Here is a 20,691-nt window from a genome sequence, read left to right as displayed (position 1 = left end):
ATGTGATGCTGCCCCGGAGGCGTATCCGGCGATTCCGGAAGACCACGAAGACCAAGCCCCGTACGTTATTGCCCGCCCTGGCCCTCGCGGTCGCGGCGACCGCGGCGACCCCCACCGCCGCGCTCGCCACGGACACCGCGTCGCAGGGGGTGAGCAGCGGCTGGAACGACTACTCCTGCAAGCCCTCGGCCCAACACCCCCGCCCCGTCGTCCTGGTGCACGGCACCCTCGGCAACTCCGTCGACAACTGGCTCGGCTTCGCGCCCTACCTGGTCAAGCGGGGTTACTGCGTCTTCTCCCTCGACTACGGTCAACTGCCCGCCGTGCCGTTCTTCCACGGTCTCGGGGCGGTCGACCAGTCGGCGAAGCAGCTCTCCACCCATGTGGACCGGGTGCTCGCCGCCACCGGCGCCGCCAAGGTCGACGTGGTCGGGCATTCGCAGGGCGGGATGATGCCCCGCTACTACCTCAAGTTCCTCGGTGGCGCGCCGAAGGTGAACGCCCTGGTCGGCATCGCCCCCACCAACCACGGCACCACCCTGTCCGGGCTGACGAAGCTGCTGGACTACTTCCCCGGGGTCGGCGATCTCATCGCCAAGGGCGCCCCGGGGCTGATGGACCAGGTGGTCGGCTCGGACTTCCTGCGGCGCCTCAACGAGGGCGGCGACACCGTCCCCGGAGTGCGCTACACCGTCATCGCGACCAAGTACGACGAGGTCGCCACCCCCTACCGGGCACAGTTCCTCTCCGGTCCGAACGTCAAGAACGTGGTGATCCAGGATCTGTGCGCGACCGACATCTCCGAGCATCTGGCCATCGGCCTGACCGACGGTCTGGCCTTCCATGAGGCCGTCAATGCCCTCGATCCGGATCACGCCACCCCGACCACCTGTGCGTCGGACGACTGACGTTCGCCCGTCATGGCGCGCCCTGCCTCGGTCCGTACGAGCAGGGCGCGTCGCCCGTCGGGCTGGTCCGCCTCGCGCCGCGACCAGCCCGCCCTCGACCGCCCCGGCGACGAGCGGCCGTCGTCCGATTACTCGGCGACGAGCTCGACCTCGAGGTTGCCCTTCGTCGCCTTGGAGTACGGGCACACCTGGTGCGCCTGCTCGACCAGCTTGCGGCCGGTCTCGTTCTCCAGGTCGCTCGGCAGCTCGACGCGCAGCGTCACCTTGAGGCCGAAGCCGCCGTCCGCCTCGTCCTTGCCGATGCCGACCTCGGCGGTGACGGAGATGTCCTTGGTGTCGACCTTGGTCTGGCGGCCGACGAGGCCGAGCGCGGACGCGAAGCAGGCGGCGTAGCCCGCGGCGAAGAGCTGCTCGGGGTTGGTGCCCTGGCCGTTGCCGCCGAGGGCGGGCGGCATGGCGAGCGGCAGGTCCAGCTGTCCGTCGGAGCTCACGGCCCGGCCGTCGCGTCCGTTGGCAGTGGCCACCGCGGTGTAGATCGCGTCCATGAAGACCATCCCTCTCGTGTTCAGGCAGTCGGTGTGAGGCGGGGGCTCGGGGTGGCCCCGCCTTCGAGCAGAAGTACAGCACACAATTAAGTTGTGTACAACTAAAGGGTACGCTGGACACATGTCACACCAGTCCGACCGCACCACCGACCCCACGACCGGGAGCACCGACCCCGAGCCGCCGTCCGCCGATGAACTGCTCCGGCTCGATCGGCAGCTCTGCTTCTCCCTGCACGCCGCCTCCCGCGCCTTCGACGGCCTCTACCGCCGGGTGCTGAGCGACACGGGGCTGACCTATCCGCAGTACCTGGCCATGCTGGTGCTCTGGGAGTACGGGGAGATGCCGGTCAAGCGGCTGGGGGAATTCCTGCGGCTGGACTCGGGTACCCTCTCGCCGCTGCTCAAGCGGATGCAGACGGCCGGACTCGTCCAGCGCGAGCGCAGCGCACACGACGAGCGCTCGGTCACGGTCCGGCTGACGGCGGAGGGGACGGCGCTGAAGGAGCGAGCCCGGGGCGTACCCCTGAAGGCGATCGAGGCCAGCGGCCTCGGCCTGGCGGAGGCGGTGGACCTGCAGGCCCGGGTGCGGCGGCTGACGGCGGCTCTCGACGCGGCGCTGGCCGACGAGGAAGCGTAGGCGGGCGGGAGCGCGGCCGACGAGGAAGCGTAGGCGGGCGGGAGCGCGGCCGGGGAGGAACGAGGAGGCGCTGGGCGCGCTCACGCAGGACCCACGCCGGATGCCCCTCCGCCGGCAGTCCGGACCCACGCACGCGGGGATGCCGCGCGGTGTGAAGCGGGCCGTTACCCGGAAGGGGAGATCAGGCCATAGCGTCCGTCGTAGCGGTGGTACAGGACGTTTCCCCGCCCGGTGGTGTCGTCGGCGAGGAACACGAACGGCAAGCCGGCGAGGTCCAGTCGCTGCTTCGCCCCGGCCACGTTCATCCGGGGCGCGGGCAGGTCACTGACGGTGAGCGGCACCGCCACAGGGCCGACGAGGTGGGGGTGGGGGTGCACCTGGGCGAGGCGGTAGCCGCTCCAGCCGCCCAGCGAGCCGGTCCTGCAGGAGGTCCACGGCCTCGGTGACGGTCGTGGCGGCGACGTGCGCCCGGGCAGGGCGTCCGTTGACGTCGAGGTTGGCCTGGGCGAGCGCCGGTCGTTCCATGGCGGGGTTCGCCAGGTGGGTCAGCTTGACGCGGGCGAAGAGGACCGGCTCCCCTGTCCGGCCGGTGAGCGCCCGGACCTTCTCCTGCGCGTATTCGATGACGCCGGGCACCCGCACGCGTACTCCCCGGCGCAGGGGTGACGACTTCGGACGTCGTCCATCGGATTGCTTCCCCGTGACGGCGACAGCCTCGCATCGCGGCGCGGCAGGCGTAGGGATCCCCTGGTGTGCGCAGGGCACGCCGCGTATGTGGTGCGCTGACCGGCGGCTGTCGCCGGTCCGATGGGCCGATCGGTCCTGGTGCGGTCCGTGTCCGGGAGTTTGCCTGGAGGCGGGATGGTCCCCCGAGCGGTGGGGCGGGCGAGATGGCTCGTCCCACCGCTGCGCATCCGCGGCGGCTCAGGCTAGCTAGTCGCCGTTACGGCCTACGGCCTACTGCCTCAGCCGCGGCCCCGGCGTACGGCCTTGCGGCGGTTGGCGGCGGCGAACAGCACCGCCGCGCCCGCGGCGAGGACCGCGGCGCCGCCGATGGCCATGGGGGCGGTGGATCCGTCGCCCCCGGTCTCGGCGAGACGCTGCCCGCCGGCGGTGCTGCCGTCCTGCGGTTCGTCATTCGCGGCCATGACCTTGGCGCTCTTGGCCTCGGGCTGGTTCGCCTCCGTGCCCTTCTCGTCCGCCGCCTTCGGCTGGTGGTTGGCCTCGGCGCCGTCGTCACCGCCGTGGCCGTGGTGATCGACGGTCGACTTCTCGGCGCCCTCCGCTATCTGCGCGTCATTGGGCGCGGCGGCGGTGGGTGCGGAACTCGCGCTCGTCCCGGCCCCCTTGGTCGCCGCGCCTCCGCCTCCGCCGAAGGTCACGTCCGAGCAGGTGTAGAACGCCTCCGGGCTGTCCGAGCGCTGCCAGACGCTGTAGATCAGATGGCGGCCCGACTTGTTGGGGACGTTGCCCGTAAAGACGTAACTCCCGTCCTTCAGCGTGGGGTCGGTGACCTTGGCGAACGGCTCCGACTCCAGGTCCGCCCAGGTCAGCGGCTTCGTCGGGTCGTAGCCGTCCTTGGTGACGTACAGCTCGAAGCTGCCCCGGTGGGGCGCGGTGGCCCGGTAGGTGAAGGTGTGCTCACCGGCCGTCATGGCGGTGGCGGGCCAGTCGGCGCGCGGCAGGTCCAGGCCCTTGTACTTGTCGCGGCCCGCGCTGCACAGCTTTCCGTCCGGGATGATCTCCTTGTGGCGCCCGGCGGCGTCCGGGATGTTGACCTCGTTCCAGTCGTAGAGCGCCTGGGTGCCGCCTGCCTGGACGGCCGCCTTGCAGGCCGCCGAGTCCGGGCTCTCCGGCCCCTCCGCGAAACACGCCGACACCCGGCTGACCGGGTCCTGCATCGAACCGTGCGCGGTGGCCGGGTCGGCGTTCAGCGCGGTGAGGGCGAGCGGTACCACGCCGAGCACGGCGAGCCGGGCGGTTCTGCGGTGAGCGGTCGCACGAGCGGTCATCGTCGGGGGCTCCTTCTGTGGGGGGACGCGCTGGAAGGTCACGCGGTCGGGGGCACGTGGTCGGGAGGTCACGTGGTTGGGGGGTGACGCGCAGCACGCTAGCCCCGCCCAACGGCTCTCCCGCCGGTCTTATGGCGCCCTTAAGGAGCAGCTCAGGCAGAGCTGAGACTGGGCCGGTTCCGGGGTACCCGAGGTGATCGCTCGCCGATGATTGCGGGGGGTCGATGGCGTGGAAGGGTGACACGTATGACCGCAACGAACTCTTCCGGCGGCTCCGGCGGCTCCGGCGCCTCCCGTGGCGCCGCCCGCGCATCGGCCCGTGAGCTGATCGAGGCCATCGTCGACCCCGGCAGCTGGCACGGCTGGGACGAACCGGTGGCGATCACCACGGACGACCCCGACTACCGGGCCGACCTGGAGCGGGCACGCGAGCGCACCGGGCTGGACGAGTCGGTCATCACCGGTGAGGGCCGTATCGAGGGGCGCAGGGTGGCGCTGGTCGCCTGCGAGTTCCGCTTCCTGGCCGGCTCGATAGGGGTCGCCGCGGGGGAGCGGCTGGTACGGGCCGTGGAGCGGGCCACGGCGGAACGGCTGCCCCTGCTCGCGGCCCCGGCCTCGGGCGGCACCCGGATGCAGGAGGGCACGGTCGCGTTTCTGCAGATGGTGAAGGTGGCAGCGGCGATCACGGACCACAAGGCGGCGGGCCTGCCGTATCTCGTCCACCTCCGCCACCCCACGACCGGCGGCGTCCTCGCCTCCTGGGGCTCCCTCGGCCATGTCACCGCCGCCGAGCCGGGCGCCCTGATCGGCTTCATGGGCCCGCGGGTGCATGAGGCCCTGTACGGGGAGGAGTTTCCGCCCGGTGTGCAGAACGCCGAGAACCTGATGAACCACGGCCTGATCGACGCCGTCCTCCCGCTGAGCCGCCTGTCGGGCGTGGCGGCACGGGTGTTGAGGGTTCTCTGCGCGGGCGACAGCGCGCCCGCCCCCGCCCCGGCCCCGGCCGCCGGGCCCGTTCCCGGTCAGCCGGGGGATGCGGGCGGGGCCTCCACCGAGCCCACGCGGGGCCCTGGTGCGCCGGGCGGAGCACGGGCGGCTGCCGATGCGGCCGCCCCGCGCGCATCGGCGGACGCCTGGGGCGCGCCCGGCGGCGCGCCCGGCGGCGCGCCCGGCAGCGCGCCCGGCAGCGCGCCCGGCGGGACACCGGAGACGGAACGGGCCGACGCGGCGTCCGACAGTACGGGGCCGGAGGCCGTCGTGCCGTCGGCGGAGGTGTCGATACGGGCTTCGCGGCGGCCCGAGCGGCCCGGGGTGCGGGATCTGTTGCGGGTCGCCGCCGAAGACGTGAGTCCGCTCAGCGGTACGGGGGCCGGAGAGCACGATCCCGGGTTGTTGCTCGCACTCGCCCGGGTCGGCGGGACGCCCTGCGTCGTCCTCGGCCACAACCGGCGCAGCGCTCGCAAAGGCGATACGGCCGAGGGGCCGAGGGAGGGGCAGGCGCTGGGACCGGCGGGGTTGCGGACCGCGCGGCGCGGGATGCACATCGCCGCCGAGATCGGGCTGCCGCTGCTCACCGTCATCGACACCGCGGGCGCCGCGCTCAGCCGTGAGGCCGAGGAGGGCGGGCTCGCGGCGGAGATAGCGCGGTGCCTCGCCGACATGGTGACCCTGCCCGCGCCCACCCTCTGCCTGCTGCTCGGCCAGGGCGCCGGCGGCGCCGCGCTCGCGCTGCTGCCCGCCGACCGGGTCGTGGCCGCGCGCCACGCCTGGCTGTCGCCGCTGCCGCCGGAGGGCGCGTCCGCGATTCTCCACCGCACGACGGAGCGGGCGTACGAGGTCGCCGCCCGCCAGGGCGTACGCTCCGCCGATCTCCTCGCCCAGGGCATCGTCGACCGCGTTGTGGAAGAGGACGTCTCCGGCTCCGGGGGCGGCTCCCGGGCTGGAGACGCCTCCCGCGCTCCCGACGCCTTTCTCAGCCACCTCGGCCATCTCCTCGGTGCCGAACTCGCCGCCCTCCGCGCCCAGGACCCGGACGAGCGGCTCGCCGCGCGCCGCGTCCGTCATCGCCGCATCGGACTACCCCGTTGACGCCGTCCGTTGACGGTCGTTGACGGCTAATCAGGGCCAAACGGGCGGACCGGCACGTCGAATTAGCGGTCTTAGGCATGCCTAACCTAATCTCGGGCCGTGAACGAGAATGATCTCGACGCGGCGTCACGGCCGTCCTCTTCCCCTGCCCTCGGGGGCTCCTCGGCCGCCCCGGTCCCGGCCCCCTCGGCCGCCCGGGCGGCCTCCGCGCCGCCGCCCCGGCTCCACCTCCTGGCCCTCAACCCCACCGACTCCGTCACCGAGGGCTTCCTCCCCGCGGCGGCCCGGCTCGGTCTGGCGGTCACCCTGCTCACCGACCAGCCCGAGGCCCATGAACGCGCCTACGGCAACGGACGGCAGGACCACGCGTTCCCCGCGCTCGACATCGTCCCCTGCGATGTACGGGACTTCGCCGAGGTCATCGGTCGTATCGCCGCCGACGGCCGCCCCGACGCCGTCTTCACCAACAGCGACCACCTCCAGACCCAGGCCGCCCTCGCCGCCGAGTACTTCGGCCTCCCGGGCAAGGACTGGCGCGCCGCGCTGCGCACCAAGAACAAGGCCGAGCTGCGCCGCGCCCTCGCCGCCGCGGGCCCGGACGCCGCCGACCCTCTCCGGTCCGCCGACCCCGTCTGGTCCGCCGACCCCGTCTGGTCCACCGAACTCGCCACCGGACAGGAACCCGCCACCCTCGCCGGACTCGACGCGCCCTACCCCTGCGTGGTCAAACCGCGCGAGGGCGTGGCCAGCGAGGACGTCGTCCTCGTCGCCGACGCGGACGAACTCGTCTGGCGCTGCGTCGAGATACGGGCCCGGCGGCCCGGAGCGGCCCTGGTCGTCGAGGAGTTCCTGGACGGCGAGCTGCGCACCCTCGAAACCCTCGGCGACGGCCGCACCCTCCACGTCCTCGGCGGCTTCCGCACCGAGCTCTCGCCGCCCCCGCACTTCATCGAGGAACGTCTGCACCTGCTGCCCGCCCCGCCCCCGCAGCCGCACACCGATCAGGTGCTGGCGCAGTTGCGCGCGCTGGGCGTCGGCTTCGGCGTGTGCCACACCGAGTACGTCGTCCAGGGTGACCGGGCCCGCCTCATCGAGGTCAACTACCGTGCCATAGGCGACCAGTGCGACCTCGTCCTCGCCGAACTCCTCGGCATCCCCCTTTTCGAGTACATCCTCCGTACGCACCTGGGCGAGCCGCTGCCGGACGACCTCGGCGCGCGCACCGACGGCAGGGTTCGCATGGAGTACGTCCTGGCCGATCGCGCCGGGCGGCTCGCCTCCGCCCCTCCGGCGAGCGTGACCGAGCGCGACGGCGTACGGCTGGACTACCGGCCGCTGCGCGGGGTCGGCGAGGAACACCCGCTCCACCGCACCAATCGGGACTTCCTCGGCGTACTCCGGGCCACCGGCACCGACCAGGGGCGGATCGACGCGGCGGTGGCGCAGTACCTCGCGGCCCACCGATGGGAGATCGTGTGACAGAGGAAGAGGAGCTTCTCGGACGGGTGCTCGACACGCTCCTCCGAGAGGACGCCTACAAGCTGCGCAGCCGCGCCACCCCGGAACGGCGCAGCGACGGTGACTGGCTGCGCATCGCGCTCGAGGGGGGCGAAAGCGTGCTGCTGCCGGTGGAACCCGAGGGCTTCCAGTGCGATATCCGTGCCCGTCGCCGCCCCCTGCGGCTGTGCGCCCCCGCGACATCTGAACGGACCCCGGCCGATCGGGCCGATGCCGAACCGGCCCCCGCCGGTCGCGCCGTTGCCGAACCGGGCGGTGCTGATCGGGCGGACGCCGAACGGGGCGGTGCCGAACGGACCCCGGCTGAACCGGCCCCGGCTGAACCGGCCCCCGCCGGTCGGACCGACGTCGATCGGGCCGTTGCCGATCCGGCCGACGCCGGTCGCGCCGTTGCCGAATCGGCCGACGCCGAACCCGCCGACGCCGAACCCGCCGACGGCGAGTCGCCGTCCGCGTCCGGCCCGGCCGGCGTGTCCAGGGACTGTGCCCCGGCCGAACGGCCGCTCACCGGCCTCGCCCCCGTCCTCGCGCGTCTCCGGTCCGCCGTGCCGGACGAGGACCGGCCGCTGTACGACGTCTTCGTGACCGAGTGCCGACAGGCCCTCGACGCCATGCGGCTGCATACCCGCATCCGCCCCGCCGTCGTCGCCGAGCTGGCCGCACGTCACGGCGAGGGGCGGTGGACGGGGATGCCCGGGGCGGTCGCGTACGACACGCTCGCCGCCTTCCGGGACCACCCGGTCTACCCCACCAGCCGCGGCCGGTCCGTCTTCACCGAGGACCAATTACGCGCCCACGCACCCGAGTTCCACCCCACCTTCCCGCTGCGCTGGCTCGTCCTCCCCCGCGAGGCGGTGGACGGTGACCCGGCGCGGCTGCCCGCCTGGTGGCCGACGCCCGCTCAACTCGGCCTCGCAAGCGGGCGGCGGCCCTCCGACGAGCGGCGGCTGGCCTTCCCCGTGCATCCGCTCACCGTCGGCCGCCCGCTGGAAGCCGCGCTCCGCGCGGCCGGGCTCGACGGCGAGGCCCGGCTCGCCGACCGGCCTCTGCTGGACGTCCGGCCCACCCTCTCCATGCGGACCGTGGCCGTCGCCGATGACCCCCTCGTCCACCTCAAACTGCCGCTCACCACCTCCACGCTGGGGATGCGCAACCGGCGCTCGGTCAAACCCGGCACGCTGATCGACGGGGAGGTGGCCCAGCGCCTGGTGGAGGCGGTGATCGCGCGCGAGCCGCGGTTCGGCGCGACCGTGCTGCTCGCCGACGAGACCACCCATCTCCACGCCGGACACGAGCTGCTGGCCACGCTCGTCCGCCGCTACCCGCCCGGCCTGGAGAACGCCACGGTCGTGCCGCTGGCCGGGCTGCTCGCCCGCGCCCCGGACGGCACGCTCGTCATCGACGGGCTCGCCGAGCGCCACTACGGCGGGGATGTCCTCGCCCTGCTCGACGACTACCTCACCCTGCTGTTCGACTTCCACACCGCCCTCTTCGCGTACGGCATCGCGCTGGAGTCCCATCAGCAGAACGTCTCCCTGGTCTTCGAGAGCGGCGGTGACAACGGTGGTGCCGTGCCCCGGCTGCGGTTGCTCATCAAGGACCACGACGGCCCCCGCGTCCACGCGATACGGCTCGCCGCCATGGTCGGCGGAGGACCGGCCGCCGACCTGTGCGGATTCGACGACCGCAGAATCCTGACGTCCGGCGACGGGCCGGTGGCCGATGTGTTCACCACCATCACCGTCCATCTGTGCGCCGCCGCCCCCGTCCTCGAACTCGCCCGCCTCGGCCGGGCCCCGCTCGACACCCTGCTGGGGCGGCTGCGCGACCGGCTCACCGACGCCGTCGACCGGCTCGCCGTCACCCGGCCCGGGGCCGCCGCCGCACTGCTGCGGCGGCGGGTGCTGGACGCGGACCGGCTGCCGGTCAAGGCGATGGTCACCGCCGGCACCTTGTTCACCAAGGAGCGCTCCGGCGCCGCGGACGTCAACAAGCACTACGTCACCGGGCCCAACTATCTGCTGCGGGGAAGCGGCAGATGACCGCCGCGCTCCTCCTGCCGTTACCGCCGCGCTTCTCATGCCGTTCCGCCGCGCTTCTCCTGCCGTTACCGCCAGGCCCCTCCTGCCCCCTCTCTCCTCCGCACCCGCTGGAGCCGCCCCATGCCCATGACCTCCTCGCCCGCCGCGACCGTGGCCTCCGCCGATCACGCCACCGCCCACACCCTGCTCAACTGTCTGCTCCGCGAGGTGTCGGGGCCGGAGCATCAGACCGTCGTGGCCGATGGGTGGCTGCGGCTGAGGCTGCCGCGCTGCGGGGTGCTGTTGCGCGTCGGGCTGCGGCGCACCTCCCTCATCGGGGCGCACCGCTTCACCGGGCCGGTCAGCGAGCAGCGCGAGGGCGGCTGGGCCGAGGTGTCCTGGCGCGAGCTGGCCGAGCGCATCCGCCGGGAGCTGCGACTGCGCACGGGGGTGCACAACGATGAGTTCCTGGCCCAGGTCGCCTCCAGCCACGCGGGCATGACGGCGGCCCTGGCGGCTCTGGAGAGCCGGGAAGCTCTGGAGGGCCGGGAGGCTCTGGAGGGCCGGGACACACCGCCCGTGGGCGGCGGCGTCGAGGACCTCTACCTCGCCTCCGAGCAGTCCCTGCTCTTCGGCCACCGCTTCCACCCCACCCCCAAGGCCCGCACCGGCAGCGCCGACTCCTGGGCGCGGTTCGCCCCCGAGGCCGGGGCGCGCTTCCCGCTGCACCACCTCGCCGTACGCCAGGAGCATGTCCGCGAGGAGTACGTACGCGAGGAGTACGTACGCGAGGAACGGGTCGGCCAAGAGCCCGGAGCCCTCGCCGCGCTCGACCGGCAGGCCGCCGTCCCCGAGGGCTACCGGCTGTTGCCCGCGCACCCCTGGCAGTACGCGATGCTGCGCGAGCACCGTCTGCTGCGGGCGGCCATCGCCCGGGACGACGTGCTGGACCTCGGGCCCGGCGGCGCGGAGTTCGCGCCGACCGCGTCGGTCCGCACGCTCTACGACGGCCGGGACTTCCTCAAGTTCAGCCTCAATGTGCGGATCACCAACTGCCTGCGCAAGAACGCCGACTACGAGCTGTCCGGCGCCGTCGCCCTGACCCGGCTGCTGGAGCCGGTCGCCGCCGACCTCGCCGCCCGCTTCCCCGGCTGTGAGCTGCTGCGCGAACCCGCCTACCGGACGCTGGACCTCGGCGGCGACCAGCAGCTCATCGAGGGCTTCGGAGTGATCGTCCGTGAGGGGCTGGCCGCCCGGCTGTGGCCGGGGCTGACCGCGCTGCTCGCGGCGGCCGTCGCCGATGAGTACCCGACCAGCGGCGCCCAGATCTCCCGGCTTCTCCCCGATGTCGGCCCCGACCGGCTCTCCGCGTGGTGGCAGGCGTATCTCAACCTTCTCGTACCGCCCGTGCTGGCCGCCTACTTCGACCACGGCGTGGTCCTCGAACCCCACCTCCAGAACGTCGTCATCGGCGTCGACCCCGCCGACGGCACCCCCCGGCAGGTGATCTTCCGCGATCTGGAGGGCACCAAGCTGCTGCCCGAGCGCCACACCGCCGCGCTCGCCGCGCTGCCCGAGGCGGTGACCCGCCCGCTGACGTACGAGCGCGAACGCGGCTGGGACCGGGTGGTGTACTGCCTGCTGGTCAACCACATCGCCGAGATGGTGGCCGCCCTCGCCGACCGCTGTCCGCGTCTGGAGCCCGCGCTGTGGTCGGCGGTCCGCCGGGTGCTGTGCGAGCGCTCGGCGGCCCATGACCACCCGCCCGCGCTGCGCGCCCTCGTGGCGGGCGTGCCGCTGCCAGCCAAGGCCAACCTCCTGACCCGCTGGGCTCGTCGGGCCGACCGCCACGCGGGCTATGTCCGCATCGCCAGCCCGCTCGCCTCCGCCCTGCTGTCCGAGGCGGCGCACGTGTCCGAGGCGGCGCACGTGTCCGAGGCGGCGCACGTGTCCGAGGCGGCGCATGTGTCCGAGGCGGCGCATGTGTCGGCAGCGGCGCATGTGTCCCCAGAAGCCCACGTCGTCCACCACCCCGGGAGCAGCCGTTGATCACCCCTGCCGTCCGTACCCTCGCCACGGAGCTGACCGGCGACGACCTTCCCGCCTACGTCTACGACCTGACCGCGCTCCGGGCCCACGCGCGGGCCGTACGGGACGCGCTGCCGCCGGGCCTCGAGCTGTACTACGCCGCGAAGGCCAACCCGGCGCCCGCCGTCCTCCGGGCCCTCGCGCCCCACGTCACCGGGTACGAGGTGGCCTCCGGCGGTGAGCTGGAGCATGTCCGCGCGGCCGTGCCCGGGGCGCCGCTGGCCTTCGGCGGGCCGGGCAAGACCGAGGGGGAGCTGCGGCGGGCGCTGACGCTGGGCGTGGAGCGGTTCCATGTGGAGAGCGAGCAGGAGCTGCGGCTGCTGGCCGGGGCGGCGCAGGACGCGGCGATCCCTGACGTGGACGTCCTCCTGCGCGTCAATCTCCCGGTGGCCGGTGACGAGCTGGGCGGCGCGGCGCTCGCCATGGGCGGCCGCCCGAGCCCCTTCGGCCTCGACCCCGAGGCCGTGGAGCGCTGCCTTCCGCTGTTCGCCGAAGCGAGCGCGGGCGGCGGCCCGCTCCGGCTGTCGGACGGCGGCCCGCTCCGGCTGCGCGGCATCCATGCCCATCTCGCCAGCGGCCTCGACGCCCCCGCGCAGGTCGCCGTGGCCGCCGCGATCGCCGACTGGGCGGCGAAGCTGTCCGAACGCCACGCGCTGGGCCTCACCGAGGTGAACGTCGGCGGCGGGATGGGTGTGGACTACGCCCACCCCGACCGCCGCTTCGACTGGGCCGCCTACGGACAGGGCATGGCGGACCTCGCCCTCCGCCACCCCGGCCTGACCCTGCGGATCGAGCCCGGCCGGGCGCTGACCGTCTACTGCGGCTGGTACGTCACCGAGGTGCTGGACATCAAGCACAGCGGGGGCGAGGCATTCGCGGTGGTGCGCGGCGGCACCCACCACCTCCGCACCCCCGCCACCAAACAGCACGACCAGCCGTTCCAGGTGCTCCCCATGGACACCGGGGACACCGGGGACACCTGGACCCGGCCGTGGGCGCGCCCGGCCGTACGGTCGGAGCCGGTCACGCTGGTCGGCCAGCTCTGCACCCCCAAGGACGTGCTGGCCCGCCGGATCCCGGTCCCCGAGCTACGGGTGGGGGACCGCGTCGCCTTCGCGATGGCGGGTGCGTACGCGTGGAACATCTCGCACCACGACTTCCTGATGCACCCCCGGCCGGGCTTCCACTACCTGGACGAATGAGGGCGGATGGCTGTCGCCGGGCCAGCCACGTCCACGCTTCGGCGACCTCGCTCCGCACCGGCGCCCCGTCCTCGCCCGCCGCCGCGCGCTCCCGCAGATACGTGCCCAGCGTGGCGAACCGGTCCGCCCACGTTCGCTGCTCACACAGCCGCTCCCGAATTTCGGCGGCCCGCTTTCCCAGCGCCTCCGCCCCGGAGGTGACCAGCTCGGAGGTGAGCGCCCACCACCATCCCACCAAGCCCGCACCCGAGCCCGGCCCCGGCGCGCACGAACTCGTGGCTGCCCATGCGGCCAGTATCACCCTGCGGGCGAGTTCGCCCGCATGTGCCGGTCATGTTCCGCGTCGATCTCGCGCAGCTCTGCTTGAGCGGCGGCGCGCTCCTCCTCGGTGACCGGCCCGTGCTCCCTCTCGAGCCAATCCACCAGCTCCAGCAGCCCGTCCCGGGTTCGCCTTGTCACCATGTGTGCACCTTAGTCTCACAGGTGGTGGGCCCTGAGAACGACTACGCTGAGAGCGCACCGCACCCGAAGGAGGCTCCCGGTCATGACCGCGACCCACGATCGTCCGCAGATGCTGCCGGAGGAGTTCGAGGAGTACGCGCGGCTGGCGGCCCGCGTGGCGGAGGGAGTGCGGTGGGAGTTCATCAACGGGAAGATCGGGGTCACGCCGGTGCCGGATGGCGATCATGGGCGGATCATCCAGTGGCTGGCGCGGATCTGCATTCAGGCCCATCCCGACCTGTGGCTGCACGACCAGGGCCTCAAGGTCGAGACGTACCGCAACGGCCACGCCCGCCCCGACGGGACCCTCGCCCACGGTGACGCGTTCGTCGGCCAGGGGGAGTGGGCCGACGCCGATCCCGCCCTGATGGTCGTGGAGGTCACCTCGTACGACTCCGACACCGACCGGAGGGACCGGGTGGAGAAGCCGCGCGCCTACGCCGAGACGGGAATTCCGGTGTATCTGCTGGTCGACCGGGAGGCCGGTGAGGTCACCGTGTTCAGCGAGCCCGACGGGGTCCGGTACGAGAGCACCAAGACCGTGCCGTTCGGCAAGCCGCTCACGCTGCCCGCGCCCATTGGCGTCACGCTCGACACCGAGCCGCTCCAGGGCTGGGTGCGCTGAGGTCCCTGGCTCCGGTGGGGTTGCGGTGGCCTGGAATCATTCGGTGGCATGTACACCGTTACCCTCTGGGAGTTCGCCGCGCTCGCGGCGGCCTCCATACTCGTCGGCTTCTCGAAAACCGCCGTCAGCGGTGCCAATACCGTCAGCCTCGCGATTTTCGCGGCGGTGCTTCCGGCCCGGGAGTCGACCGGTGTGCTGCTGCCCCTGCTGATCGTCGGCGATCTGCTCGCCGTGCGCACCTACCGACGGCACGCCCACTGGGGGACCCTGGTGCGGCTGTTCCCGGCGGTCGCGGCCGGGGTCGTGGTGGGCACGGTGTTCTTGCTCTGGGCCGGGGACGCGGAGGTGCGCACGTCCATCGGGGCGATCCTGCTGCTGATGGCCGGGGTCACGGTGTGGCGGCGGCGTGCGGCGGCCCGTGCGGAGGCCCCCGCGACGCCCGACGCGGACGGGGCGGGCGCCCGGCTCAAGGCCGGTTCGTACGGGGTGCTCGGCGGCTTCACCACGATGGTGGCCAACGCGGGCGGCCCCGTGATGTCGCTCTACCTGCTCTCCGCCGGTTTCCGGAAGCTGAGTTTCCTGGGCACCTCGGCCTGGTTCTTCCTCATCGTGAACGTCGCCAAGGTGCCCTTCAGCGTCGGCCTCGGCCTGATCGACGCCCGCTCCCTGCTTCTGGACGCGCTACTGGCGCTCTTCGTCCTGCCCGGTGCGTACATCGGTAGGGCGTGCGTGGACCGGATCAATCAGCGGCTCTTCGAGCGGCTGGTGATCGGGGCTACGGTGCTGGGCGGACTTCAATTGCTGCTGCGCTGATTCTTCAGGCTCGTGATGAACGCGCTCCACGAGCCGTTGGGGAATATGAGGACGGGTCGGTCGGGGTTCTTGGAGTCGCGTACGGGGACGATGCCGGGGAGGTTGTCGGCAACCTCGACACACATTCCTCCGTCGTTGTTGCTGTAGCTGCTCTTACGCCAGGCGGCGGTGCTCAGGTTCGGTGTTGTCACCATGAGTCCAGTCCTTCATCGCAGCTCGGATCATCGCCTCGGAGTCCCGGGGCGAGAGGGCCATGGCCCGTAGCAAATCGTAGTTCTTCCGGAGCTTCGCAACCGCGTCCTTGTCTTCGATGACCGTCCCGAAGCGACTGCCTTCCCGGTAGGCCAGCATCGGCTCATCCGGCAGCGTGTACAAAATGAGGGAGTTGCCCGCTTCCACATGGTGTCCCGCGCTGAAGGGCAACACCTGAAGGGTCACGTACGGATGTGTCCCGCGCTCGAGCAGGGACTCCATCTGGCGCCGCATCACCTCCGGCCCGCCCGCCGGGCGGCGCAACGCCGCTTCATCGACGATGAACCAGCACTCCGGTGGATGAGGCTGGTCCAGCCGTGCCTGTCGGTCGAGGCGAGCCTTGACCAACGCCTCGATCTCGGCGTCCGGAGCGTGGCGGTGTCCGATCCGCAATGACTCCCTCGCGAGTTCGGCGGTCTGGAGCAGCCCGGGAACGGTGGCGCACGTGTACTCCTCGATCGCGACCGCCCGGCTGTCGACCTCAGCGACCCGCCGGTACTTGCCCGGGAACGGTTCGTTCTTCGCCAGCGCATACACCCGCGCGAACATCCCGTCCGTCCCAAAGCACGCGTCCAACTTCGACGGAAGGTCGTCGTACGGCAGGGACTCCGCCGCCTCGATCCGTGCCAGGTGCGATTTGCTGTAGTTCAGCACCTCGGACAGCCGCCGTAACGACATGTCCGCCTTCTCGCGGTGGCGGCGGATCTCCGCGCCGAAGAGGTCGCGTGCGGAGCGGTCGGGAAAGAGTTCGCGTGGCTGGAACGGCATCGTATATCCCCTCTTGTCCCGCGATCTTGGCTGGGACGTGTCGCCTCTTTCCAGCCTACGCGCCGGAACGCAACGGTGTGTGCACACAACGTAATTGGCCGAACCGGAAAGACAGGTCAACGTGTTCTCACACACCGAATCCACCGCTCCACGGATGACGATGCGCGTCTACCGCGTCTCGCCGGACGGCGCGGTCGTCACGCAGGAGCTGGGCAGGGTGGTCGTCGTGGTCAAGGACAAGCTCGAACCCTTGCGGTCCAGCCAGTTCCCGCCCTGCCGCTGCCCGCGCCACCGCGACCGTGCGGACCTATGACCCCGGTGAACCGTCGGCTTGGCGGTCCCGGCGAGGTCCGCCGGGGCCGGTCCACACCGGTTCGAATCCGGTTGCGGCCTCAGGAATCCCTCCGCTGTGGAGTCAGCGCTGAGAATGTCACCCCGGTGAGCTCCTCGGAGACGGTCCACAGGCGCTGCTGGGCGGCCTGGTCGTGGGAGTCGGGGCTGGAGGCGACCAGCTTCGGGTAGCCGCGGATCTCCCCCCGGTTGCCGGGGCCGTAGTACTGGCCGCCGGTGACGGCTGGATCGGTGGCGGCGCGCAGCGTGGGCAGGGCGCCCATCTCGGCCTTCTGGGTGAGCAGCGGTGCGAGCCAGGTGATGGGCGCGCGAAGCGCGGCGGGTGTGTTGCGTGCGAGCTCGGTGTTGGACACGCCGGGATGGGCGGCCACCGCGACTGCCTGACGAGCCTGGTCTCGGCGGGTGCCCTGTCGGCGTATGTCCCGCCGCCGCCCAGCGTCCTTGCCGCCTACGCGGACGAGCCTGCCCTCGGCGTGCTCCACCTGGAGCTGCGTGACGCTCTGCGGATCTCCTTCACCTCGGCACTCCTCGGCGTGCTGCCGCGCGCCTGAACCCTCCTGTCCCGGCCCGCTGTTCACCTCGGCATGTGCTGTGCCGCGCAATGTTCCGGTGAGCATCGCAGGGCGCGAAGGTCGTCGTGCGCGCCGCCACGCTCCCGGCGCACGGTCCCAGTGGCGGCTTCTTCGACGTGAACGGTCCCGTAGGCTGGTGATCGCCGTCCTCGACGGTCGGCGGATGGTCCAAATCGCCCTGGATCAGGTGAAGATGCCGAGATGGCGGCGGTCGTTGCGCCCCATCGACACCGGACGCGCTCTCCTAGTATTTTCACCTGAAAATGCCATAGAGGCAGGGGCCTGCCGTTCCTGTTGGCATTCACTTGTGGTGTGCCCTACCGGGGGCGCGCTCATCTGAGTGACGATTGGAGGCAGGGGATGGCGAGTTCCGCATCGGACACGATCGCTGTCGTCGGCGCCGGGGTAATGGGACGCAACATCACCGCACTCGCGCTGGGCCGTGGGGTCGATGTCGTGCTGGTCGATGTCTCGGGTGATGTGCTGGAGAGCGCCCGAGCGGAAATCGCCCAGCTGTTGCGGCACGGGCAGTTCATGGGCGCCTTCCCCGCCTCCCAGGCCACCGGGACACTCACCACGACGCTCTCCAGCGGCGATGTCGCGGACGCCGAAGTGGTGATCGAGGCGATCACCGAGGACGCCGCGCTCAAGGCGCGGGTCATGGCGGAGCTCTCCGGCACGGTCCCCGCCGGGGTCCCGCTGATCACCAACACCTCGGGAATACCCATCGCCGAACTGGCGAAGTCGGTGCAGCGGCCCGCGGAACTGGCCGGCGTGCACTTCATGAATCCGTCCTATCTCATCGAGATGGTGGAAGTGGTGCGCGGCCCGCAGACCGGCGAGGACGCCATGGCCGCGATCCTGTCCCTGCTGGAGCGCCTGGGGCGGAAGACGGTCGTCGTGCGGGACGCGCCGGGGTTCGTCACCAGCAGGCTGCTGCACCCCATGATCAATGAAGCGGCGCGCATCGTGGCCGAGGGCACCGCGAGCGTCGAGGACGTGGACCAGCTCATGCACGGCTGCCTCGGTCATCCGACCGGCCCGCTGCGCACCGCCGACCTGATCGGACTCGACAATCTCGCGGACGCTCTTCGGCTACTTGCCGAGCGGACCGGAAATTCCACCTTCGAGCCCTGTGAACTTCTGATGGAAAAGGTGCGCGCCGGTGACCTGGGGCGCAAGACAGGGCGCGGGTTCTACAACTATGGAGAGGTGCTTTCGTGAGTATGGACCAGGCAGTCACCGCCGAGGCGACCGAGCAGGCGATCACGGCGTTCGTCTCGGAGCGGGTGAAGGCGGAGGTCCCTGCCGACCAGGACCTCTTCGGGTCCGGGCTGGTGTCGTCGATGTTCGCGATGGAGCTCGTCGTCCATCTGGAACAGGCCTTCTCCGTGCAGATCCTGGGGGACGACCTCAAGCGGGACAACTTCCGGACCATCGCGGCCATGACCGCTCTGGTGGTGCGGTTGCGCGGCGGCGAGAAGCCCGCCGATGAGTGAGCCGCTCGCCGGCGCCCGGGACCTCGTCGACGACCTCGTCGGCGACCGGGCCGCTGAGTGGGATCGGACCGGTCTGATCCCCGACGAGGTCCTGCGCACGCTGTCCGCTCGCGGCCTGCTGTGCGCCGGGGTGCCGGAGGCGTCCGGCGGGCTCGGCGCGAGCAGCGCGGCGAACGGCGAGTTCACCGCGTTCGTGGGCAGCCGGTGCAGCTCCCTGCGGAGCGTGATGACCTCGCAGGGCATGGCCGCGTGGACCATTCAGCGCCTGGGCAGCGCGCAGCAGCACGCCGAGTACCTGCCGAAACTGGCCGGGGGTCAGCTCGCCGCCGTCGCGTTCAGCGAGCCGGAGGCGGGCAGCGACCTGTCGGCGATGACCACGACCATCGAGCGGGACGACGACACCGTCATCGTCCGCGGCCAGAAGGTCTGGACGACCGCGGCCCACTACGCCGACCTGATCGTTGTCGTCGGCCGCTATGGCTCCGGCGCGGCCGCCGTCGTGGTGCCCGCCTCGGCTCCGGGCGTCACCGTGACCCAGGTGGCGCGGCCGTCCGGCTGCCGGGCCGCCGGCCATGCGAACGTGACGCTCGACGAGGTGCGGCTGCCCGCCACCGCCGTGCTCGGCGGCGGACAGCCCCTGATGCTGCTGGTGACCACCGCGCTGGCATACGGGCGGATCTCGGTCGCCTGGGGGTGCGTCGGCATCCTCCGGGCCTGTCTCGACGCCGCCCGCGGCCATGCCCGCACCCGGACGCAGTTCGGAAAGCGGCTCGCGGACCACCAGCTCGTCGCCCGCCACCTGGCGACTCTGCTGACCTCCGAGCAGATCGCCACCCGGGTGTGTGAACACGCCAGCCGGTGCTGGGACGACGGCTCTCCCGAGATGGTCGTCGCCACCGTCCTCGCCAAGCAGGTGAGCGCCGTCCAGGCCGCGCAGGGCGCCGCCACGGCGGTGCAGGTGCTGGGTTCGGCGGCGGCACACGAGGGCCATGTGGTCGAGCGTGCGTACCGCGACGCGAAGCTCATGGAACTCATCGAGGGCAGTACGGAGATCTGTCAGCTGATCCTCGCCGACCACGCCGTGTCGATGCCCGCGACATGAGTCGGCGTCCCGAGACAAGGAAGAGCCGTGGCTGAACAGAACTCGATCGTGAAGTGCCTGGTGTGGGACCTCGACAACACCCTGTGGCAGGGCACGTTGCTGGAGGACGGGACGGTGACGCTCCCCGCCCCGGTCAGAGAACTCATCGCCGAACTGGACAGCCGCGGCATCCTGCAGTCGGTGGCCAGCAAGAACGATCACGACCTGGCGTGGAAGCAGCTCGAGGCGCTGGGCGTGGCCGAGTACTTCGTGCTGCCGCACATCGGCTGGGGTCCGAAGTCCGATTCGGTGCGGGAGATCGCCACCGAGCTCAACTTCGCGCTCGGCACGATCGCCTTCATCGACGACCAGCCGACGGAGCGGGCCGAGGTCCAGTTCCATCTGCCGGAGGTCCGCTGCTATGACGCCGAGCGGCTCTCCGAGCTCTCCGCCCTGCCGGAGTTCAACCCGGCGACGGTGACCGTGGACGCGCGCCGCCGTCGCCAGATGTACCAGGCCGGATTCGAGCGGAAGGCGGCCGAGGCCCAGTTCCAGGGGCCGAGCGAGGACTTCCTGCGCTCGCTGGAACTGGTGATGCGCATCGGACGCGCCACCGAGGAGGAACTCTCCCGGGTGGAGGAGCTGACGCTGCGCACCAGCCAGATGAACGCCACCGGTGTGCACTACTCCATCACCGATCTGCGGGCGCTGCTGGCCGATCCACGCCATGAGGTGCTGGTGACCACGCTCACCGACCGGTTCGGGCCGCATGGTGCGGTCGGTCTCCAACTGCTGGAGAAGCACGAAGGCGTCTGGCACCTGAAGCTGCTGGCCACGTCGTGTCGTGTGGTGTCGTTCGGCGCCGGTTCGGCGATCCTGCGCTGGCTCGGCGACCAGGCCGCCCAGGCGGGGGTCCATCTGGCCGCCGACTTCCGGCAGACCGAGCGCAACCGGATGATGGAGATCGCCTACCGCTTCGCCGGTTTCACCGACGATCCGTGCGCCTGCCGGGCCGAACTGCCCGCGCCCGCACAGGAGGAGATCCAGCGGCTGCATCTGTCCCCGGCGCCGTCCGGCCCGCCGCCCACCATGGAGCTGCACGCCGTCAGCCTCCAGGGCGTCTGAGCCAGCGCCGGCCGGGAGGCCCACCTCCCGGCCGGTTCCGATGTGAGAAGAACCAGAGAAGCCACAGAAGCCACAGAAGCCAGAG

The 20,691-nt window shown here is 71.8% G+C and carries 21 protein-coding genes and 2 pseudogenes; 15 read left to right on the top strand and 8 right to left on the bottom strand.

Features of this window, described 5'->3' with window-relative positions; all coding sequences use genetic code 11:
- Positions 1-5 precede the first annotated feature (5 nt).
- On the top strand, positions 6-908 hold the full coding sequence (locus AS97_RS12595) for an alpha/beta fold hydrolase (protein ID WP_185929932.1): 903 nt from the start codon (positions 6-8) through the stop codon (positions 906-908).
- Positions 909-1,036: 128 nt separating this feature from the next.
- On the opposite strand, the gene AS97_RS12590 is transcribed toward AS97_RS12595, so the two are convergent.
- Complete coding sequence (locus tag AS97_RS12590; RefSeq protein WP_059147019.1) at positions 1,037-1,453, bottom strand: organic hydroperoxide resistance protein; 417 nt, start codon at positions 1,451-1,453, stop codon at positions 1,037-1,039.
- 121 nt (positions 1,454-1,574) lie between these two features.
- On the opposite strand from AS97_RS12590, the gene AS97_RS12585 reads away from it, so the two are divergent.
- Positions 1,575-2,090: a MarR family transcriptional regulator gene (locus AS97_RS12585; RefSeq protein WP_059146919.1), complete on the top strand. Its 516-nt coding sequence runs from the start codon at positions 1,575-1,577 to the stop codon at positions 2,088-2,090.
- Positions 2,091-2,254: 164 nt separating this feature from the next.
- On the opposite strand, the gene AS97_RS48555 is transcribed toward AS97_RS12585, so the two are convergent.
- From AS97_RS48555 to AS97_RS12570, 3 genes are all read right to left on the bottom strand, one after another.
- Positions 2,255-2,431 (bottom strand): sigma 54 modulation/S30EA ribosomal C-terminal domain-containing protein, encoded by a 177-nt coding sequence (locus tag AS97_RS48555; protein ID WP_260613239.1) that lies wholly within the window; start codon positions 2,429-2,431, stop codon positions 2,255-2,257.
- Positions 2,412-2,732: a hypothetical protein gene (locus AS97_RS12575; protein ID WP_125758671.1), complete on the bottom strand. Its 321-nt coding sequence runs from the start codon at positions 2,730-2,732 to the stop codon at positions 2,412-2,414. Before AS97_RS12575 ends, AS97_RS48555 begins: the two co-directional genes overlap by 20 nt.
- 323 nt (positions 2,733-3,055) lie before the next feature.
- Positions 3,056-4,102, bottom strand: coding sequence for a lytic polysaccharide monooxygenase (locus tag AS97_RS12570; RefSeq protein WP_086709901.1), 1,047 nt, complete (start codon positions 4,100-4,102; stop codon positions 3,056-3,058).
- A 246-nt stretch (positions 4,103-4,348) separates the two neighbouring features.
- Between AS97_RS12570 and AS97_RS12565 the strand changes: the two genes are divergently transcribed.
- From AS97_RS12565 to AS97_RS12545, 5 genes are all read left to right on the top strand, one after another.
- The gene (locus AS97_RS12565; RefSeq protein ID WP_210564903.1) at positions 4,349-6,190 is read left to right on the top strand and encodes a carboxyl transferase domain-containing protein; all 1,842 of its coding nucleotides are present in this window, start codon (positions 4,349-4,351) and stop codon (positions 6,188-6,190) included.
- Between the two features lie 231 nt (positions 6,191-6,421).
- Positions 6,422-7,669, top strand: a complete 1,248-nt coding sequence (locus AS97_RS12560; protein ID WP_210567198.1) for an ATP-grasp domain-containing protein — start codon at positions 6,422-6,424, stop codon at positions 7,667-7,669.
- Positions 7,666-9,750, top strand: a complete 2,085-nt coding sequence (locus AS97_RS12555) for an IucA/IucC family protein (protein WP_210564902.1) — start codon at positions 7,666-7,668, stop codon at positions 9,748-9,750. The genes AS97_RS12560 and AS97_RS12555 overlap by 4 nt, the downstream gene beginning before the upstream one ends.
- Positions 9,751-9,870: 120 nt before the next feature.
- Positions 9,871-11,778, top strand: coding sequence for an IucA/IucC family protein (locus AS97_RS12550; RefSeq protein WP_247204345.1), 1,908 nt, complete (start codon positions 9,871-9,873; stop codon positions 11,776-11,778).
- Positions 11,775-13,019 carry a type III PLP-dependent enzyme gene (locus AS97_RS12545; protein WP_125757479.1) on the top strand — a complete coding sequence of 415 codons (1,245 nt, stop codon included), beginning with the start codon at positions 11,775-11,777 and terminating at the stop codon, positions 13,017-13,019. Before AS97_RS12550 ends, AS97_RS12545 begins: the two co-directional genes overlap by 4 nt.
- 297 nt (positions 13,020-13,316) lie before the next feature.
- Here the strand turns inward: AS97_RS12545 and AS97_RS12540 are convergent, their stop codons facing one another.
- Positions 13,317-13,481: a hypothetical protein gene (locus tag AS97_RS12540; RefSeq protein WP_312846957.1), complete on the bottom strand. Its 165-nt coding sequence runs from the start codon at positions 13,479-13,481 to the stop codon at positions 13,317-13,319.
- A gap of 82 nt (positions 13,482-13,563) precedes the next feature.
- Between AS97_RS12540 and AS97_RS12535 the strand changes: the two genes are divergently transcribed.
- Positions 13,564-14,145, top strand: a complete 582-nt coding sequence (locus AS97_RS12535) for a Uma2 family endonuclease (RefSeq protein ID WP_125757481.1) — start codon at positions 13,564-13,566, stop codon at positions 14,143-14,145.
- A gap of 48 nt (positions 14,146-14,193) precedes the next feature.
- A complete protein-coding gene (locus tag AS97_RS12530; protein ID WP_210564901.1) occupies positions 14,194-14,958 on the top strand; it encodes a sulfite exporter TauE/SafE family protein in 765 nt (254 codons plus the stop codon).
- Here the strand turns inward: AS97_RS12530 and AS97_RS12525 are convergent.
- On the bottom strand, positions 14,940-15,152 hold the full coding sequence (locus AS97_RS12525; protein WP_125757485.1) for a DUF397 domain-containing protein: 213 nt from the start codon (positions 15,150-15,152) through the stop codon (positions 14,940-14,942). The two genes, AS97_RS12530 and AS97_RS12525, sit on opposite strands and share 19 nt — an antisense overlap.
- Complete coding sequence (locus AS97_RS12520; RefSeq protein ID WP_210564900.1) at positions 15,112-15,978, bottom strand: helix-turn-helix transcriptional regulator; 867 nt, start codon at positions 15,976-15,978, stop codon at positions 15,112-15,114. Before AS97_RS12520 ends, AS97_RS12525 begins: the two co-directional genes overlap by 41 nt.
- Before the next feature lie 154 nt (positions 15,979-16,132).
- On the opposite strand from AS97_RS12520, the gene AS97_RS12515 reads away from it, so the two are divergent.
- Positions 16,133-16,291, top strand: a complete 159-nt coding sequence (locus tag AS97_RS12515; protein WP_167543243.1) for a hypothetical protein — start codon at positions 16,133-16,135, stop codon at positions 16,289-16,291.
- A gap of 79 nt (positions 16,292-16,370) precedes the next feature.
- On the opposite strand, the pseudogene AS97_RS12510 reads toward AS97_RS12515, so the two are convergent.
- Positions 16,371-16,706, bottom strand: a pseudogene (locus AS97_RS12510) (short-chain dehydrogenase); the annotation flags it as partial.
- Between AS97_RS12510 and AS97_RS12505 the strand changes: the two are divergent.
- The 5 genes and pseudogenes from AS97_RS12505 to AS97_RS12485 form a co-directional block, all read left to right on the top strand.
- Positions 16,707-16,880: pseudogene (locus AS97_RS12505) on the top strand (TetR/AcrR family transcriptional regulator); the annotation flags it as partial.
- Between the two features lie 381 nt (positions 16,881-17,261).
- Positions 17,262-18,125, top strand: a complete 864-nt coding sequence (locus tag AS97_RS12500; RefSeq protein WP_059146936.1) for a 3-hydroxyacyl-CoA dehydrogenase family protein — start codon at positions 17,262-17,264, stop codon at positions 18,123-18,125.
- A gap of 2 nt (positions 18,126-18,127) precedes the next feature.
- Positions 18,128-18,400 (top strand): acyl carrier protein, encoded by a 273-nt coding sequence (locus AS97_RS12495; protein WP_247204801.1) that lies wholly within the window; start codon positions 18,128-18,130, stop codon positions 18,398-18,400.
- Positions 18,393-19,502, top strand: coding sequence for an acyl-CoA dehydrogenase family protein (locus tag AS97_RS12490; RefSeq protein WP_125757491.1), 1,110 nt, complete (start codon positions 18,393-18,395; stop codon positions 19,500-19,502). The genes AS97_RS12495 and AS97_RS12490 overlap by 8 nt, the downstream gene beginning before the upstream one ends.
- Before the next feature lie 27 nt (positions 19,503-19,529).
- Positions 19,530-20,606 carry an HAD-IIIC family phosphatase gene (locus AS97_RS12485; protein ID WP_086709906.1) on the top strand — a complete coding sequence of 359 codons (1,077 nt, stop codon included), beginning with the start codon at positions 19,530-19,532 and terminating at the stop codon, positions 20,604-20,606.
- Positions 20,607-20,691 lie beyond the last annotated feature (85 nt).

It is taken from the genome of Streptomyces sp. AgN23, assembly GCF_001598115.1.
In the GTDB taxonomy this organism is placed as follows: Bacteria; Actinomycetota; Actinomycetes; order Streptomycetales; family Streptomycetaceae; genus Streptomyces; species Streptomyces antimycoticus.
This window is presented reverse-complemented; position numbering and strand designations above follow the sequence as displayed.

Coding starts and splice junctions, on each gene's coding strand:
- AS97_RS12515 (WP_167543243.1), top strand. CDS start 16,133: ATGACGATGCGCGTCTACCGCGTCTCGCCGGACGGCGCGGTCGTCACG.
- AS97_RS12495 (WP_247204801.1), top strand. CDS start 18,128: ATGGACCAGGCAGTCACCGCCGAGGCGACCGAGCAGGCGATCACGGCG.
- AS97_RS12595 (WP_185929932.1), top strand. CDS start 6: ATGCTGCCCCGGAGGCGTATCCGGCGATTCCGGAAGACCACGAAGACC.
- AS97_RS12585 (WP_059146919.1), top strand. CDS start 1,575: ATGTCACACCAGTCCGACCGCACCACCGACCCCACGACCGGGAGCACC.
- AS97_RS12590 (WP_059147019.1), bottom strand. CDS start 1,453: ATGGACGCGATCTACACCGCGGTGGCCACTGCCAACGGACGCGACGGC.
- AS97_RS12500 (WP_059146936.1), top strand. CDS start 17,262: ATGGCGAGTTCCGCATCGGACACGATCGCTGTCGTCGGCGCCGGGGTA.
- AS97_RS12525 (WP_125757485.1), bottom strand. CDS start 15,152: ATGGTGACAACACCGAACCTGAGCACCGCCGCCTGGCGTAAGAGCAGC.
- AS97_RS12540 (WP_312846957.1), bottom strand. CDS start 13,481: ATGGTGACAAGGCGAACCCGGGACGGGCTGCTGGAGCTGGTGGATTGG.
- AS97_RS12550 (WP_247204345.1), top strand. CDS start 9,871: ATGCCCATGACCTCCTCGCCCGCCGCGACCGTGGCCTCCGCCGATCAC.
- AS97_RS12565 (WP_210564903.1), top strand. CDS start 4,349: ATGACCGCAACGAACTCTTCCGGCGGCTCCGGCGGCTCCGGCGCCTCC.
- AS97_RS12490 (WP_125757491.1), top strand. CDS start 18,393: ATGAGTGAGCCGCTCGCCGGCGCCCGGGACCTCGTCGACGACCTCGTC.
- AS97_RS12570 (WP_086709901.1), bottom strand. CDS start 4,102: ATGACCGCTCGTGCGACCGCTCACCGCAGAACCGCCCGGCTCGCCGTG.
- AS97_RS12530 (WP_210564901.1), top strand. CDS start 14,194: ATGTACACCGTTACCCTCTGGGAGTTCGCCGCGCTCGCGGCGGCCTCC.
- AS97_RS12535 (WP_125757481.1), top strand. CDS start 13,564: ATGACCGCGACCCACGATCGTCCGCAGATGCTGCCGGAGGAGTTCGAG.
- AS97_RS12520 (WP_210564900.1), bottom strand. CDS start 15,978: ATGCCGTTCCAGCCACGCGAACTCTTTCCCGACCGCTCCGCACGCGAC.